The organism is Priestia sp. JSM ZJ58 (genome assembly GCF_044383985.1).
Classification (GTDB): domain Bacteria; phylum Bacillota; class Bacilli; order Bacillales; family Bacillaceae_H; genus Priestia; species Priestia zanthoxyli.
Window position 1 is genome coordinate 2,344,189 of record NZ_JBISEM010000001.1, and the last position, 16,527, is coordinate 2,360,715.

Annotated in this window: 16 protein-coding genes and 1 other annotated feature (1 of these 17 only partly in view); of the genes, 2 read left to right on the plus strand and 14 right to left on the minus strand. The window is 36.6% G+C overall.

All coding sequences use genetic code 11. The features are described 5' to 3' along the window. Nucleotides 1-27, minus strand: a binding site (T-box leader) (it extends 202 nt beyond the left edge of the window). 666 nt (nt 28-693) lie between these two features. The 3 genes from ACH6EI_RS12485 to ACH6EI_RS12495 all read right to left on the minus strand — a co-directional run bounded on the left by ACH6EI_RS12485 (nt 694) and on the right by ACH6EI_RS12495 (nt 3,402). Further along, nucleotides 694-2,436, minus strand: coding sequence for a sulfatase family protein (locus ACH6EI_RS12485; protein ID WP_098112620.1), 1,743 nt, complete (start codon nt 2,434-2,436; stop codon nt 694-696). 164 nt (nt 2,437-2,600) lie between these two features. After that, nucleotides 2,601-2,801 (minus strand): hypothetical protein, encoded by a 201-nt coding sequence (locus ACH6EI_RS12490; protein WP_098112619.1) that lies wholly within the window; start codon nt 2,799-2,801, stop codon nt 2,601-2,603. Nucleotides 2,802-2,943: 142 nt separating this feature from the next. Further along, nucleotides 2,944-3,402 carry a cell wall hydrolase gene (locus ACH6EI_RS12495; protein ID WP_033579000.1) on the minus strand — a complete coding sequence of 153 codons (459 nt, stop codon included), beginning with the start codon at nt 3,400-3,402 and terminating at the stop codon, nt 2,944-2,946. Between the two features lie 259 nt (nt 3,403-3,661). Here ACH6EI_RS12495 and rpsN point away from each other — a divergent pair, with 259 nt between their 5' ends. Both rpsN and ACH6EI_RS12505 read left to right on the plus strand, forming a co-directional pair. Further along, nucleotides 3,662-3,931, plus strand: coding sequence for a 30S ribosomal protein S14 (rpsN, locus tag ACH6EI_RS12500; RefSeq protein WP_108674722.1), 270 nt, complete (start codon nt 3,662-3,664; stop codon nt 3,929-3,931). Nucleotides 3,932-4,022: 91 nt separating this feature from the next. Further along, the gene (locus ACH6EI_RS12505; RefSeq protein WP_014460065.1) at nt 4,023-4,415 is read left to right on the plus strand and encodes a (2Fe-2S) ferredoxin domain-containing protein; all 393 of its coding nucleotides are present in this window, start codon (nt 4,023-4,025) and stop codon (nt 4,413-4,415) included. Between the two features lie 164 nt (nt 4,416-4,579). Here ACH6EI_RS12505 and ACH6EI_RS12510 read toward each other — a convergent pair whose 3' ends face one another. From ACH6EI_RS12510 to ACH6EI_RS12560, 11 genes are all read right to left on the minus strand, one after another. Continuing rightward, the gene (locus ACH6EI_RS12510; protein WP_098112618.1) at nt 4,580-5,881 is read right to left on the minus strand and encodes a valine--pyruvate transaminase; all 1,302 of its coding nucleotides are present in this window, start codon (nt 5,879-5,881) and stop codon (nt 4,580-4,582) included. 15 nt (nt 5,882-5,896) lie between these two features. After that, nucleotides 5,897-7,132, minus strand: a complete 1,236-nt coding sequence (locus ACH6EI_RS12515; protein WP_098112617.1) for a DUF6421 family protein — start codon at nt 7,130-7,132, stop codon at nt 5,897-5,899. A 28-nt stretch (nt 7,133-7,160) separates the two neighbouring features. Then, the gene (locus ACH6EI_RS12520) at nt 7,161-8,099 is read right to left on the minus strand and encodes a DMT family transporter (RefSeq protein WP_098999332.1); all 939 of its coding nucleotides are present in this window, start codon (nt 8,097-8,099) and stop codon (nt 7,161-7,163) included. A 32-nt stretch (nt 8,100-8,131) separates the two neighbouring features. Continuing rightward, entirely contained in the window at nt 8,132-8,692 is a 561-nt protein-coding gene (locus ACH6EI_RS12525; RefSeq protein WP_098112615.1) for a hypothetical protein, read from the minus strand. Nucleotides 8,693-8,707: 15 nt separating this feature from the next. After that, a complete protein-coding gene (locus tag ACH6EI_RS12530) occupies nt 8,708-9,970 on the minus strand; it encodes an ATP-grasp domain-containing protein (protein WP_394530699.1) in 1,263 nt (420 codons plus the stop codon). Nucleotides 9,971-10,522: 552 nt separating this feature from the next. Beyond that, a complete protein-coding gene (locus ACH6EI_RS12535) occupies nt 10,523-11,728 on the minus strand; it encodes an MFS transporter (RefSeq protein ID WP_099331003.1) in 1,206 nt (401 codons plus the stop codon). A 182-nt stretch (nt 11,729-11,910) separates the two neighbouring features. After that, nucleotides 11,911-13,083 (minus strand): iron-containing alcohol dehydrogenase, encoded by a 1,173-nt coding sequence (locus tag ACH6EI_RS12540; RefSeq protein WP_098112612.1) that lies wholly within the window; start codon nt 13,081-13,083, stop codon nt 11,911-11,913. Nucleotides 13,084-13,273: 190 nt separating this feature from the next. Continuing rightward, nucleotides 13,274-13,735 carry a GNAT family N-acetyltransferase gene (locus tag ACH6EI_RS12545; RefSeq protein ID WP_098999329.1) on the minus strand — a complete coding sequence of 154 codons (462 nt, stop codon included), beginning with the start codon at nt 13,733-13,735 and terminating at the stop codon, nt 13,274-13,276. A 39-nt stretch (nt 13,736-13,774) separates the two neighbouring features. After that, entirely contained in the window at nt 13,775-14,032 is a 258-nt protein-coding gene (locus tag ACH6EI_RS12550) for a SunI/YnzG family protein (RefSeq protein ID WP_028413327.1), read from the minus strand. Between the two features lie 30 nt (nt 14,033-14,062). Next, nucleotides 14,063-14,809 (minus strand): MBL fold metallo-hydrolase, encoded by a 747-nt coding sequence (locus ACH6EI_RS12555; protein WP_028413328.1) that lies wholly within the window; start codon nt 14,807-14,809, stop codon nt 14,063-14,065. 213 nt (nt 14,810-15,022) lie between these two features. Next, nucleotides 15,023-16,504, minus strand: coding sequence for an amino acid permease (locus tag ACH6EI_RS12560; RefSeq protein ID WP_028413329.1), 1,482 nt, complete (start codon nt 16,502-16,504; stop codon nt 15,023-15,025). Nucleotides 16,505-16,527: the final 23 nt, after the last annotated feature.

The following is a 16,527-nucleotide window of genomic DNA, read 5'->3' on the forward strand; positions in this document are numbered from 1 at the left end:
GATTCATGTCCTTTTCAATGCTTGTATATTCATTTTTTCTACATAAAAAACCGCACTCATCCCTAGTGAAGGGACGAATGCGGTCGTGGTACCACCCTAATTCCGTAAAATACCTGTACGCATTTTACGCTCAAAAAAAGATAACGGTTTTACCGATTGCAGTTTCAGTTATGCACATTCCCTGCAATAGCTCTAAGGTGGTAAATTAGATGATTTCTTAAGGGCTCCCAGCCGCTGACCCTATTCTCTGCGAAGAAAACAGCACCTAATTCATGTCCTTTTCGTTGCCAAATAATGTTTGTTAGTTGTTAAAAGTGATTATAGTGTATAAATTTTACAGAAGTCAAGAAGTAATTTTTATTTCTTAATGTTATAGAATTAATTTATGCTTAAATTCCCGAAAAGTTACTTAAGAATATATGGGCTTAAAAAGTTTTTTATTATAATATTAACACCTACATTTTATTTTTGTTTTTACCTTTATTGTGTAAGAATAAAGGCAAAAAAGAAAGATGTTACAAGCATTTATTTGCTTTATCTAAGTATTATTAACGAATTAAAATCCAGTACTGCTCAAATCAGAATAAGTAACATAGCACAAGTATCATCAGTTTTTTATTTATATACTAAAATATTAAATATACCTTTTTCTACTTACACCAATATTTGGCTTGAACTCGTCGAAACTATTTTTTATCTATCTTTAGACGGAAGCTCCTGGTACATGCTTCCACTTTGCGGAAAAATCCGTTTTTTCCTGAGTTGTTCTTTAAGAATAACATCAAGCTGCCGCTGAATTTTCCTTGTTTCATTTGTTGAAAAATACGGGTAAGCCAAATTTACTGTTTCTAACGGATCCTTGGTCAAATTGTACATTTCAATTTGATCCGGAACCGATGTTTCTTTAAGGTTAGTAAGATCTACCGGGTAACTTTCATATTGCTCTCGGTGGATGACTTCATCTTTTTCGTTAGGTGCTGACCGAAATTGCGGATTATCATGGTATCGAGCGTATTTCCAGATTTCCTTTCCTGCGGCTGATTGAAACTCGACAATGATCGCTTGAATGTGATTAGGCTGAACGACTGACGGATAGCTTTCTCCTAAAAAATTTGTTTGGTGAAGTCCTTTTGTCGGGTCATCATCCGTCATAAAGAAAATCGGTGCTTTTTCTTTATGGAGCGATGTTTCTCCTCGCAACGTTCCTGAGAGGTCTCGCCCAACAAATGGATGTACTTCCGTATGACTTTTTTGCAATTGCTTTTGAACAGCGGAAGCATCGATATTAGCCAAGCTAAGCATTGTCGGGATCAAGTCAACATGACTAGTCAGCACGTCTGTACGTTGATAACTAGGAAACAAATGCTTGTTATGAATGAGAAGCGGCACGTGAATCGACTCTTCATACATGTTGTACCATTTTTGATGTAGTCCTCCGTGAGCCCCAAGCAAATCACCGTGATCCGACGTGAAAATAATAATGGTATTGTCATAGAACGAAGATTGTTCTATAGTCCGAAGGACTTTCAAAATTTGTTTATCAACATTTTTTTGAAGCTGATAATATAAGCGCCGGTAGAAACTAGAATTTGGCGTCGGCTGCAGCGCTTTTGGGTAGATGTATTTATAGCTGCTTTGAGCGCTAGGCTTCGTTTGTAAAGATTCTCTAATAGTAGGTGGCGGCTCGATGTTCGGAATTGTCTCATCAATAGAAAACTGAAACATAGCAAGGTGTTTGGTGATTGCTCCGAACAGCGCAATGTCATGCGGGTTCACAAACGAAGCTACCATGAGCCAAGGCTGCGCAGTCTTTTGATATTCTAATTGTTGAATAAGCTCTATGATTTCCTCTGCATATATTTCGTCTCGTCCACTCACTCCAATGGCCGCAGATGAACCAGAATTGTGCGGGTTTCTCCCTTCCGGCTCTGGACCAATCCACCCTGAAAAACTAAACTTTTCAAGCTTATTAGCCCGTTGATAGAGGCGCTCTTTTTCTGGATCCGGTATTCCTGTTTGCATCTGGTAGCTAGAAAAAACGTTATGTGTTCCTGGAATTAAGATGTTCTCATCAGAAATATGCCATTTTCCTTTATAAAAGGTTTGATACCCAGCCTGCTTAAAATAATCTCCCATCGTTGGGACGGTATTAGGCTGCAGCCAAAACATATCAGGATCTTGTGACTTCTTTGCGATACCTTGCGTTTGGGTCACTCCGTGCAAGGAAGGGTACTGCCCTGTAAACAATGTAGCTCGACTCGGTGAACAGGCTGTAGAACCGACGTAGTGACGAGTAAACCCCATTCCATGCTGTTTTAAAAATTCATGTGCTTTTAAATGTTTTTTTCGCCACTTTTTTACTTCTTTACTTTCATATACGGGTGGAAATCGTTCTTCGTCCACCATAATCAACAAAAAATTAGGCTGCTCCTTCATGTTTACTCCTCCGCGTGTTTATCAAATGTTCTGTATTGATAAACTATGTAAAAAGTACTTTTTTTAGAAGAACGGAGTACGGTTCATGTCTTTTTATACCCAAACAAAAAAAGACTTAGAGGATTTCTCTAAGTCTTTCATAACGCGTTTCAATACGATATTCCTTATTTTTTGTATGCTTTTAGCTGCTGATTTCGTTTATAGGTACCCATTATACTAGGTATACCTACAATTATGCTTATCATAAAACTCCACATCATGTAGCGCCAATCCCCTGTAAAAAGCGCTACTCCCATAAAAAAAATGAGCTGACCAACAAGAGCTAACCATGAAGCTATCCAAGCAAACATCATATTCTCTTTCAAGTTATCACCTCATATTTTTAATTACAAATGACCTCTTTTATTTTACCATAAAATTCTAATTTTGAAGGTTGTTCTACTGTTTATGTTATGTACATAACTAAAAAAGCTAATGACAGCACGTAGCTAGCCATTAGCTTTTTTATTATTTTGCAAATACATGATGCCCTATTTTAATTGTTTCTTGTTTTTGGCGCAGCCATTGATCTCCCGTTTTATCAGGATTAAAGAAGAATAATGAACCTTTTCCTTGACCTTGGAAGTTAATTGCTTCTTCTACAGCTTTTTTTGAACCTTTGTCTGCAGGTTTATTGATTTGACCGTTGCTGACCGGGCTGTACTGACCTTTTTGATAAATAACGCCTTTTACAGTGTCCGGGAATTTGCTGCTGTCGACTCTATTTAATACAACTGTTGCCACGGCTACTTTGCCTGCGTACGGCTCTCCTTTGGCTTCAGCTGATACAAGACGAGCTAATAGTTCTTTATCATTTTTATTTACTTGAATGTGCTGTTCATGAGCGGGTGCTGCAGCAAATGCTGAGTAACCTGCACCAAAACTCGGGATAAGCATTGCGATAGCAATTACTAGTTTTTTCATCATAAAAATAAAAGCCTCCTTGCTATTTCTTGACGTGGTTCATATGCTAGCAGAAATATAAGAGTCTTTCATTGCAAAAAATTATCCAGTTCCAAAAGAAATTGTATATTATCGTATTTTTTTAACTATTTTTCAGCATATAAAAATATAACTTTACTCATTAAATATGAGTTGCATTTCATTCTTTAGTGGTTTATGATATAAAAATATAAATAGTAATGATTACGATTTTCAAGAAGGGCTTTAAGAAAGGATTGATTATTTGGCTAAAAAATCAAAAATAGCAAAAGAAAAGCACCGACAAGCACTTGTCGAAAAATATGCTGAGTTAAGAAAACAGTTAAAGGAACAAGGAAATTATAATGAACTACGAAAGCTTCCTAGAGACTCTTCTTCTACTCGCTTGCATAATCGCTGTGAAGTAACGGGAAGACCTCGTGGATATTTACGTAAATTTAAGCTTTCGCGAATTGCATTTAGAGAACTTGCTCACAAGGGACAGCTTCCTAGGGTGAAAAAATCAAGCTGGTAAAATTCTAATGAGGTAAAGGGCCCTCTTTGCTAAAAAAGGAATCATTATACGTCATAAATCGTAATCATTACTTTTAATAGGAGGGATCAACATGGCTACATGGAACTTAGGTACAACGAAACATCACGTTCTCATTTGCAATGGAAGCAGCTGCAATCGAGTTGGAGCCGAAGAAGTTACACAAGCGATTCGAACTGAGATAGCTAATCAAGAGATGGACGAATACATACATACGACTCGCACTCGATGTAATGGAAGATGTCATGATAAATGCGTCGTCATTTCCTACCCAGACGGTATTTGGTATAAAGATATGAAGCCTGATGATGCACGAGAGCTTATTAACTCTTTAAAGACAGATCAACCTTTTGTCCAAAAAACAAGTCATACTTTTTGCGGAGAAGGTTTCCAGCGAACAGAAGGTACTGTTAAAGGTATCTCAAAACAAAAAGAAACCGTCATCAAAGTATCTAAAAAACTTTAATTTACAACGGTGAAATCCTGGTCTTTATAAAGTTAACCAATTAAAAGAGAAACATTATTAAAAATGTCTGTTTGTTTTCTTTAATGCGCCTATTGCTTAATCTAAACAAAAAAGCCGACCCTAGCAACCAGGTCGGCTTTTTTCACCTCTAAACCTTTAAGAAATTAGATTTTTTCTGTTTCACATATAAAATCTGAACTGTATACTTTCTTGACTACTGACGAAAGAATATCAATTCCTTTCTTTAACTCCTCATCTGTAGCAGTAAGACTTATGCGAATGCACTCCTGGTTGTGAGGACAAGACCGGTTGCCGTGAAAGAATGATCCGCCTGGTACTACAATCAAGTTTTCTGCTTTTAATTTATTGTATAGATCGTTATCACTGAAAGTCAAACCTTCTAACCAAAGCCAACCAAACAACGAACCTTCCGCTTTATGTAAATACCAAGGAATATCATCCGGCATATGTGTAGTTAAAAGATTTTTTAAATAGTCATGTTTTTGTTTATAATGAGTTCTTATATAGTTAGCTGAAATTCCAGGTAACTTTCCGTTCTTTAAGGTGTTAACCACCATCCGCTGACCTAACCTAGAAGAGTGAATCAAAATATTTGATTGAAATGCTTCCATTACTTTTATGAAGTCACTTTTTCCTATAGCAATTCCTATTCTCTCTCCAGGCAATCCGGCTTTAGAAAGACTCATGCAGTGAATGATGTTGTCATGTATAATTGGATTCATTTCAACAAAGTTCATAGCCGGAAAAGGAGGTGCGTACGCTGAATCAATTAGCAATGGAATGTTATAGTCCTTGCATACTTGGGATATAAAGTGTACGGCTTCTTTTGAAAGAATGTTGCCGCTTGGATTATTAGGTCTTGATAATACGACAGCTCCGATATCTGGGTCCTGTGCTATTTTATCTTTGAATGCCTGTTTGTTAAATTCATAACGAAACGTATGATGATCAAGCTTTGAGACGATAGGAGGAATTCCTTCTATTATAGCTTCCTCTAGTGCCACTCCGCTGTACCCAGCGTAATCCGGCAGCATAGGTATTAATGCTTTTTTAACTCTTCCTTCTTTACTTGTACCGCAAAATGAATTTATAGCTAAAAAAAACAGATTTTGACTTCCTGAAGTGATCAAGACTTGTTCTCTGTCCAGCTCAATACGATAATTCCTAAAGAAGTATTCTCTTATGCAATCAATTAATTCATACGTACCGTAACTAGACCCATATTGGCTAATCAAATTCTTTAGTTGTTTGTCGTTCACAATATCTTTTAAAGCTTCTTCCCACATTTCATAAACTTGAGGGAGTATGGCAGGATTTCCAGCGCTTAAATTCACATATTGATTGAGATCAGAATTGAGCACTTCTTGAATGTCATGCATAATAGCACGAACGCCTACTTTATTAGTCATTTTGTTTCCTATTTTACTTAAATGCAAAGCATTCATTAGTGCATCTTCTCCTTAGAGATTATGGTCATCGAATAGTAAGTATGGAACTTCAATCTTTTTATTTTGCTGATTAATAAAATAATTGTCCGGAATAGTAAATTTATCACCGTTCTCACTAGGCAATAAGTATTTTCGAACATAGCGTTCGGCTTCTTCTTTATAGCCAAGGTCACTTTGAATTGTTTCAAGTTGTTCAATTTCTTTTACTAAAAGGTCTAGTTCCTTCAAACACATGTCTAAATCTAAATAAGCATGGTCTTCTTTTCGGGATATTGAATGCCCATTTGCAACTAACCAGCTAAAAAGAAAAAATCCTGTGCCAGAATCAAAGTTTCGAGGTGCATTATGCTGACTAGGATACCTTAACAGACGTTCAAAGAGAACAAATTCTGTTATCTCTTCCCAAAAAGGGTATTTTCTTTTATGAAGAGTCAGCACCGTCTGACAGTCTACTTTAACTTCTTCCAGTATGCCTGCAAAAAAATTCATTTTTGCCTGTATATGTTGATCGAAAGGTTTATTTCCACAGTGATGATAATAGTCATGTAGATATCCCCAGATTACCCTTGCCTGATAGGTGTCTTCTCTATTCATAGTATGAGATTTAAAGTTAAAATCAGGAAAGATAGAATACGCTCTTTTTAATGTATCATCATTGTATATGCTGTGAAATTTATTAAAGAAAAATATCGCGAAGTTTTGAGTTGTTACCTTTTCTTTTGTTTGTACATTCTCAGGGAAAAATACAATACACTTCCCTTCCATAAATCCTTGAGTACCAGCCAACAGCTTTAACGATTCACATCCATTTTTAGGATGAGGAAGGTCTGCTTCAATGGAGTTCATGATTTCAGGTTCATCACGAACGGCGATAAAGGCTTCTAAATAAAACCCTCTTTTGGTAGGGCCATTAGGCGTTACAATCGGTCCTAAAAAGAACGTCGCCTCTCCGTTTGCAGGCGGGCTATAAGCAATTAACGTTTGATCAAAATAAGGAGATTGATCGAGTCCTCTTTCGATCCAATCACATACGTCATTTTTTAATGCATTCCACACTTTAGGTAAATTTAGAGAGTTATATATTGTTTCAGTTTCAGCAACTACTTTTAATAAGAGTTCTCTAGCTTTTTCGTAATTTCTTTTGACCTCTCCATTTGGGCCCTGATATTTTCTTATCTCATATAGAGCAGGTACTATTTTATCGTTTAATAACTCCACTAAACTTTGAGTATGATTTTTTGTTAACATGATTAAAACCCTCCTTTTTTTAGGGCAGCTACTTAGCAGAAATATTTTTAGATGATGTAAGAGTAGAGTTATTTGTGTTTTTCTCTACTTGCTTTTTCAAGTTAATAAATATAACCCCTGCTATTACAAATGCTGTACCTATATAGACCTGTTTGTTTAATGTTTCACCTAAAAAGACAAATCCTACATATAAGGCGATAACCGGTGAAATAAATAGATGCGCCGTTGCTTTTGATATATGCCATTTTTTTAATAAATAAATATTAATAGAAAACCCCAAGACCGATCCTATAATAGCCAAGTATAATAATGAGATAAGACTAACCCCAGAGAAAGTGCGGTTTCCATTTTCTATAAATAAACTAACAATCAGTAAACAAGCGCCTCCACTTAGCATCGAAAAGGAATTAAAGGTCATAATAGGCAAGGATTTTATGCGAGATTGAACTTGAACAGTTATAAAAGCAGAACCTAGCATAGCCATTAAAATGACAATCATGGCTACTATTTGAATCACATTTCCCTGTATAAACAGCTGATTTCCAAATACAACGCTCATACCAATTAAGCACATGACTACACCTATCTTTTGTCCTTTTGTAGCTGGTGTTCCTTTAAATAAGCGATTAAATAAAAGAGCAAACACTGAAATGCTGGCAGCTAAAACGGAAACAAGCCCGCTTGGCAAATAGACGGATGCCCAATAAACAGAACCAAACGGTAGAGCAAAGTACAAAATTCCGTTTAATGCTGAAATAATTACTACTTCTTTTGAAATGGCCATTTTTTTTGTGAGTAAGAGGTAGAGGGCAATTATTAAACTAGCAATTAAAAACCTCATACCTGCTGACCATAGAGGCAAGCTATCCTTTAAGCCAGTCTTTTGAAAAGCCCATGTCGTTCCCCCGATGACGGCTAACAGACAAAACAAAAGATGTACATGAATACGGGTTAATTTAGAAATCACTGTTTCACCTTATTTCTTTTTTAAAGTTGAGCCTATTTTCTTCCGTGAAGCGTAAAACACATCGGCACTTCTCCAAAATCTTTTACAACTGTTAAACCCTGCTCGTTAGCAGCTTTACTTGTTGTAATACATGCGTCTACCTTTCCTTCTAAGCAATCAATCGCGGCTTGAGCATTACTATTTACTAACTGAACATTGGAACTGATGGAATGAGCTAAATCAACAGGGGCAGGATGTGAAGCAATTAACAGGTTGTTGTTTGTTATCACCTCTTCTTTTGAGGCAAGCACCATGTTATACGTTGGCATAATAAAGCTATCTACTAGCTCTAAACTAGTTAAATTTTTGAACACAATATCATGTAAGTAAGGATATACCGCACAGCCTAGTAGAGCAGAACTCTCTGTTTCTTTCACATGAACTAAAGCTTCTTCCAACGTTTGATGCAAAAAGACCTGACCTTGTATGCTTTGGCGTTCAAACCACAGATAGCCTGCTTTTTCACAATTGGTTCCTTCAGGCCCTAAGGTATGGATAATGCTAATCTTTTGAAGCTGCTTATTTTTCTTACTAGACGACTCTGCAACTATCATAGCCTTTGATACCCCCTATGCGTTTACTTTATTTTGATAAACGATTTTTACTTTGTTATCCAAATAGCTGTAATACTGCTCACAGTCGGAATAAGAGTCATGAGTGCTTAAAATAAATCCAGGGTAACCTGAAAAGTGCGGATATGGTAAAATGTCTGTCCCTTCAGTTATAAATTGAATAACCCTTTTTACTTCAGTGTCTCTACGCACGTCTTCCAAGCCTTGAATTTCTTTAAAAATCCCATGGCCTTGCACAGGGATAATGTAGTTGCCCACCACTTTCTTTCGTTTTCTTTCATTTTTTAATACAGGAGGTTTTAATCCTAATACATAGTGAAAAACTAGCTCGATATAGTTAATACCTGTACTTTCTTTTACGATATAATGAGAAATCCCAGACCCTCCAATGCGCGCTCCTATTTCAATCACATAAGGTTTTCCTGCTGGGTCCAAACGTAATTCAATATGAGCGGGGCCATTCTCAATCCCTAAAGCGGTTGCTGCTTTAGCTGCTTCTTGCGAAATAGATTCCCAAACGTTTTCTTCTAGGTGAGCTGGCGCTATATAAACACCTTCTTCAAAAAAAGGCCCTTTGGAATTTCCTTTGTATCCTATAGAGAGTACACAAACCTCTCCTTCTACAGAAAACGTCTCAATAGCAAACTCTGGTCCGTCTACAAATTGTTCAATTACCATGCCCGTTTTATTTTTTGTGAATTTACTTAGGTCTTCTTCATTTACGCGTCTCACTTTTTCTATGCTGTCAATCAGTTCTTTTTTATTATTCGCTCGTGATACACCTTGACTGGAAAATCCGTTAGAAGGTTTTACTACGACAGGATAAGGCAGTGAAAGATTCTTTAATTCCTCCGTATTTTCAACCTCTTTAAAATACGGAGTGTTAAGATCATTATCTTTTAAAACCTCTCTCATTTTCTGTTTGTTGCGACAGTTACTAATCACAAACGGTGATAAGCCCGGTAAGTTTAATTTTTCTGTCAGCTGAGCTACAAACTCTAACGCGGGCTCATATAATGTCATAATGCCGTCAAAAGGATTTTTGTGATGCTCTGCTTTAATAATCTCAAGAGCTTTGTCTGAGGTGTGAAATAAATCAATGGGTATGAAATTTTGTACGTTTTTAAGATGCTTAGGTTCTACTTCTTCTTGGTTATAAAAAAACGTCACTTTAATTCCGAGAGCTTCTGCTTCTTCAAAAATAAACGGTAAATATGTATTTTGTAACACAACTGCTAGATGCTTGTTTTGTAACGGCATTTACTTCCCCCCTACTTTTAAACAGCTCTTCACTGTTCGATGACTAAATTCTAATGATCGCTTCATATATTTGTCAATTTAATTTTATATAACATTAGGAATATATAGAATATTTGATATATTAGTAAAAAGTAAAGAAAAGAATGGTTTGTAGGGTTAATACTAAAGCGAAATTAAAAGCAGGAATTTTGCTATTTGATTATAAAGATATTGTGAGAAAAAATTTAACAAGAATTTTTCTGAAAAAAAGAAAGGTCGACATAGATTCAACCTTTCTTTTTTTATTTTTTTATTAAAATAGATATTAACCATTTATAAAGTTACATCTTTTTCAGCCATCTCATTTAGTATTCTTTTTAATGCCACGTCGAGGTTTAATGCGGGATCCTTTATATTCACTTCTTTCATATTGCTCTCCTTTTTCATAGATATATCCATTTTTCACTTTCTTGTTTGAATTTATGTGAACCCTTTTTGTTTACTATAACGAAAGAGAAAATAAAAAGAAAAAGAAGTGAACTTATAAGTTCACTTCTTTTTTTGACGTAACATTTATTTCATAGGCTGCAAATGATTATTAGCTTTTTGTTTTGCATCACGCTGAACGAAAAAAATGATGCAAAGCGCCAGAAGATATAAACATGCAAAAGCTGTTATGTACCAAAGCGCTGAGGTAATGCCGCTTGCGTCCATAGTAAAGCCAATAAGCGCAGGGAAAACAGCACCTCCAAGCCCTGAAAAACCAGTAATTAAACTAGTGACAATACGAGCAGATCCGGTAAACGTATGATTAGCATATACCATCGTTATCGAATAGATACCTGACATTGCAAGCCCTAAAAACCCTAATAAAATATAGCCTGCTACTGCTTCTTTTAACAAGATAAACAGCCCTAAACTCACAATTGTCCCTCCAATGCTGCCAAAAAGATAACGTTCGTATGTAACAATTCGAATAATCCATCCAGTAGCCACTCGTCCTATGAGCATAGCCACCCAAAAAACGCTTATGCTTAAAGTAGCCTGTGAGGGAATTACATCTAGATACACGATAAAAATAGACGAAAGAAAATTATTCATACTGCTTTCCACTCCGGCATACATAAAAATCATCACACTAAAAAGAGCGAGTATTTTCCACCTTTGATTTTTAGCAAGCACAGGCGCAGGTTCTGAGCTGGCATCTGAAGCATCGCTTTCTGAAGTTGAAACAGTCTCTTTTTCAAAAGGAATCATTTTACAGACCACAACCATTAGTAAAGCTAGTACACTTGTTATAAAAAATGAAAACCTCCAGCTGTTCTGTGAAATCAATAAGCTAGCTACTAACGGCATCAACAGCGCACCTAGACCGAATGATACTTCTAAATAACTCATAACAATAGCTCTTCTACCGATAAATACTTCCATCATTAAAGTAGCTACAACTACTTCCAATGCGGCTACACCAATACCGTTTAAAAAATTGAATGCAATAATCCACTCAAATGGAGGCAATAAAAGCATACCTATTTGTGATAGCGCTATCATTAGTGCGGAAATTGTAAGTAAATTCATTTCTCTGAAGCGTCCTAATAAAAAAGAAGATAGCGGAACTCCTATCAAAAATCCTAAAGAACCTAATAATACAAGCTGCCCGCCAACTGTATAGGAAACATGATAATGTATTAACAATTGCGGTAAGACGGATCCTACGGCTGTAATGACTAATCCGCCCAACAAATAAAGCGCATATGAAGCTAGCGCAAACTTTTTCATCTTCCCACTCCCTTAAATTCTCTAAAACTTTCTTTCTGTACTTAATTATAAAGCTTTTCCTTTAGTTGTTAACTGAAATTTGAGAAAAAAAACCATTCTTCCTACTCTACTTAATTTCCAGTCATTTATAAGATAAAACAAAAAGAAGAAGACAGGTGTCTCCTTCTTTTTTATTTTTCACTTTACAGTGATGCTTTTAAAATAGCTAAAATATCATCTTTATTTAGTTTCTTAAAGTTACCGAAACCTCCGTGCTCCATTTCACGAGCAGCAATTCCAGCAATTTCGTCTAGTCGCTCTTCTCCGATATCGTAATCTGCTAAGCGAGAAGGTGCACCAAGGCTTGACCAAAAAGCGCTTAGCTTATCGATTCCTTCTAACGCAATTTCTTTGTCACTTTTACCTGCAGTTTCAATATCAAACATGCTTGTCATGACGCGTTTCATACGAGTTACATCTTGATCTACAACGTGTCGCATCCAATTTGGGAATAGGATTGCTAAACCGCCCGCATGAGGAATGTCATATACTGCTGATACCGCGTGTTCAATTGTATGTGAAGCCCAATCTCCAAAGTATCCCATTTGAAGTGTTCCATTTAATGCGATTGTTCCGGAATATAAAATCGTTTCGCGATGTTCGTAGCTTTGCAGATCTTCTAGCAATTTCGGTGCTGTTTCAATTACTGTTTGTAATACGGAATAGCACATACGATCTTGTAAAGGCGTGTTTTTCACGTTATGGAAATATTGTTCGAACACATGACTCATCATGTCTACCATGCCGTAGATAGTTTGATCTCTAGGAACAGACATCGTGTTCACAGGATCTAGTATAGAAAATACAGGGTGCGTAACGGTGCTTCCCCAAACGTATTTTTCATTTGTTTCCCAATTCGTAATAACAGAATCAGGATTCATTTCAGAACCTGTTGCTGCCAACGTTAATACCGTTCCAAACGGCAGTGCTTTTGTAGCCGTTACTTTTTTGTTAATAATATCCCAAACGTCGCCTTCATACTCAGCTCCGGCAGCGATTGCTTTTGTGCAGTCAATAACGCTTCCTCCGCCGACTGCTAACATGAAGTCAATGTTTTCATTTCGGCAAATTTCAATTCCTTTTCGTACCGTAGATAGTCGAGGATTTGGCTCTACGCCCGCTAACTCATGTATATTTACGTTTAACTCTTTTAACAGCGTAAGAACTTGATCGTATAAACCGTTTTTCTTAATGCTTCCTCCGCCATATACAAGCAAAATATTTTTTCCGTATTTCGGGAGTTCTTCTGATAATGCTTGAAGCTGATCTTTTCCGAAGATTAATTTTGTGGGATTATGATAAATGAAACTTTCCATACTATCTGTATACCTCCTAGTTGAATATAAAGTAAGTTGTCGCATTACGCGAACAAGAATGTAAGTATAAATGTAAAACAAAAATTTTTCAAGAGTTAGGTTCTCAAATCGCGTACTTTGTTTTGTTGAGTGATTAAAATAAAGAAAATGGCTTCCTAGACATAAAAAAGAGAGCAAGTAAATGCTCTCTTTAAAGCTCTTTATAAACCATTTTTCTATACGTAACAAAGCCTTCTTTTTCGTAAAAGCTCTCGGCAATTGTATTGTCACTCCAACAGTCTAACTCAATTGTAGTGATCTCTTTTTCACGAGCAATACTATAAATTTCTTTCATCAAACTCGAACCAAACCCTTTGTTTTTATAATGTTCGGCGATATTTATTTGATGAACATAAATTGACTCGTAAGCTTTTTTAAACACTGTCTCTGAATACTGCTTTATTTCTAGCCAAGCGAATTCCACATGCTCTCCATCGTCTTCTCCTAAAAGAAAGATAAATCTATCGTTTTTCATCGCTTTCTTAAAAAATTCATGTATCTTCTGAAAATCATATGCTTGAAAGTGCTCGGGGTATAATTCTACATGCAGTTGATGAACAGACTGATTAAGCTTGGCGATTTTATCAGCATCGAAAGTACGGCTAATCTTCAATTTTCTCTCTCCCACATATCTCGTATTTGGTAATGGTAGTTATGAATGTATTTCATTTAATATAGCCGGTGCGTTTGAAGTAAATAACAGATAGTTTTTATTGGTCGTTTTAATAAAAATTCGGTCAGTTGTTCCGTACGGAGGGCCAATTCGAATGGCATTCGCTTCTTTACCTCCGTACGTGTCATCTTCCGTTACTTCAAGAATGTCTTCTAACGGAATCGTAAAGTGTGCAATCTGCCATTTTATAATGAGGCTATCATTTATTTTTTGAACGCTAATAGCTGGTGTAAACATTTTATCCATCCCCTTTGGTTTCTATTAATCTTAACTTTGTCTCTCTGCAACGTGTTCTTTTATCCTTAAAATCGCTTCTTTCGGACAGCCTTGAAAATAGCCTCCGTGATAACAAATAACATGCTCAATCTCATAATTTAGAAACTTTTCGAGTGATTGAACCGCTTGGTCCATATTTAAGGTCGTTTGTTTAACAGGTCCCATTAGTTTTCCATTTACCAATACTAGAGCATCTCCAGCAACCAGCGTTTTTGATTTTCTTAAATAAAAACTAACATGCCCAGGCGTATGTCCGGGAGTAAAAATAACTTCAATACCTCCGCAGTATGGAAGCAGTTGATCTTCTTTTAATACTGTATCTACCTCAACTTTGGGAGGGTTTTTATATAAATATTTTATTTCATCAGGTATAGCTGCTAGTTCTTCGTTACTCATTCGGCTCGCATTCGTTTTAATAAGCGGAAGTTTTCCTTCAATGTACGGCTTATCAAATTCATGAGCATATACGATGATATTTTTATCTGAATTATTTCGTATATCAGTCGCACATCCTATATGATCTAAATCTTGATGTGTTAGAAGAATTACTTTTAGCTGTTCAATAGACATATTTAATTCGTTTAACGCCTCTTTAAGTTGATTGGTTTGGCCAGGCATACCTGTATCAATTAAAATCGCTTCTTCGTTATTCCACACTAATGTAGGATTTAATGTTATGTCTTGATTAAACGCTCTGGCAGTCAACTGTAGCATTTCAACACCTTCTGAAATTCTCATCACAAACCCCTTTTCCTATTAAAGTTACGAAGGTTTTAACCTCCCATAATTGTGCAGATTCCAGTGCTATTCTTGAATTTTATCAATAAACAAAATAAAAACCAGACTGGAAAAAAATCACTTTTTGTGTTATGCTATCTATAGAATGAAGCCTGATACGAATGATTTTTATAAGTAAAAAGGTGAGCCTTGTTGTCTAAGGCTCACCTTTTTTTATTTCTTATCCTCTTTTTGAATACACTCATGCAAAGACACAACCTTGGTTTTCTTTGCTATTTTATATCCCCACCACGTCGCTAAAAAGAGAGGCAGACCGATGTATGAGACCGTCAAGCCGTACCAATCAATTTTGTCGGAAAGTACCGCTTGATAGTTTTGTCCTAAAATAACAATGAGGCACATTCCAAATGCAAGAACAGGTCCTAGAGGGAACCATTTTGCTTTATAGGCTAGATCATTTAGATCTTGTCCTGAAGCAACATATGCTTTTCGGAAACGATAGTGGCTGACGGCAATACCAATCCACGCAATAAATCCGCTCATACCTGAAGCGTTTAAAAGCCACATATACATTTGATCACCAAAAACGGATGTTAAAAAGGCAAGACCGCCAATAATAGTGGTTAAAACAAGCGCATTTACTGGAATTCCTCGACGATTAATTTTCCGAAGCGCTTTAGGCGCTTGCCCTTCATTGGCCATTGACCATAACATTCGCGTAGAAGCATATAAACCAGATGTTCCGGCTGATAAAACGGATGTAAGAATAACAGCATTCATCACCGAAGCAGCTGCAGCAATTCCTGCTTTTTCAAAAACAAGCGTAAATGGACTAACCGCAATGTTATCCACATCTCCTCCTAGAAGAGATGGACTGGTGTAAGGAATGATAAGCCCGATTACAGCAATGGCTGCAATATAAAATAGAAGGATGCGCCAAAAGACTTGGCGAATGGCTTTTGGTATATTTTTTTGAGGGTTTTCACTTTCCCCTGCCGCAATACCGACTAGCTCTGTACCTTGAAAAGAAAATCCCGCGATAAAGAAAATGCTTAGTACGGACAGAAATCCGCCGTTGACCGGCGCTTCTTCTAATGTAAAGTTTTTAAAGCCGATATATTCACCGCCGAAGATGCCAAAGATCGTCAGAAGGCCCACTCCGATAAATACAATGATGGTTACTACTTTTACGAGAGCAAACCAATATTCAGATTCTCCATAGCTTTTTACAGATAGGAAATTAAGTAAAAAAATTAAGCCTAAAAACAAAGCGCTCCAGATAATACTTGGCACATCAGGGAACCAAAACTTCATGATAATAGCAGAAGCAGCTATTTCTACAGCGAGCGTAACAGCCCAGTTAAACCAGTAGTTCCAGCCGAGCGCAAACCCGAGAGCTGGGTCTACATAGTGACTGGCGTATGTTGAAAAAGAACCTGATACCGGCATAAACGTGGCCATTTCTCCAAGGCTAGTCATGAGAAAATAAACCATAATTCCAATAGCCCCGTAAGCAATCAGCGCTCCTCCCGGTCCAGCAGTTTGGATGGAAGATCCCGTGGCTAGAAATAAGCCAGTTCCTATTGAACCTCCAATGGCAATCATGGTCATATGACGAGCTTTTAAATGGCGTTTTACATGCTTATCGTCCTGTTTTTTTTCTTCTTCATTACGATTTATATCGACTGCTTCCATACTTATCCCACCTTCATAAAAGA

Coding starts and splice junctions, on each gene's coding strand:
- ACH6EI_RS12485 (WP_098112620.1), bottom strand. CDS start 2,436: ATGAAGGAGCAGCCTAATTTTTTGTTGATTATGGTGGACGAAGAACGA.
- ACH6EI_RS12495 (WP_033579000.1), bottom strand. CDS start 3,402: ATGATGAAAAAACTAGTAATTGCTATCGCAATGCTTATCCCGAGTTTT.
- ACH6EI_RS12505 (WP_014460065.1), top strand. CDS start 4,023: ATGGCTACATGGAACTTAGGTACAACGAAACATCACGTTCTCATTTGC.
- ACH6EI_RS12510 (WP_098112618.1), bottom strand. CDS start 5,881: ATGAATGCTTTGCATTTAAGTAAAATAGGAAACAAAATGACTAATAAA.
- ACH6EI_RS12515 (WP_098112617.1), bottom strand. CDS start 7,132: ATGTTAACAAAAAATCATACTCAAAGTTTAGTGGAGTTATTAAACGAT.
- ACH6EI_RS12525 (WP_098112615.1), bottom strand. CDS start 8,692: ATGATAGTTGCAGAGTCGTCTAGTAAGAAAAATAAGCAGCTTCAAAAG.
- ACH6EI_RS12530 (WP_394530699.1), bottom strand. CDS start 9,970: ATGCCGTTACAAAACAAGCATCTAGCAGTTGTGTTACAAAATACATAT.
- ACH6EI_RS12535 (WP_099331003.1), bottom strand. CDS start 11,728: ATGAAAAAGTTTGCGCTAGCTTCATATGCGCTTTATTTGTTGGGCGGA.
- ACH6EI_RS12540 (WP_098112612.1), bottom strand. CDS start 13,083: ATGGAAAGTTTCATTTATCATAATCCCACAAAATTAATCTTCGGAAAA.
- ACH6EI_RS12550 (WP_028413327.1), bottom strand. CDS start 14,032: ATGTTTACACCAGCTATTAGCGTTCAAAAAATAAATGATAGCCTCATT.
- ACH6EI_RS12555 (WP_028413328.1), bottom strand. CDS start 14,809: ATGAGAATTTCAGAAGGTGTTGAAATGCTACAGTTGACTGCCAGAGCG.
- ACH6EI_RS12560 (WP_028413329.1), bottom strand. CDS start 16,504: ATGGAAGCAGTCGATATAAATCGTAATGAAGAAGAAAAAAAACAGGAC.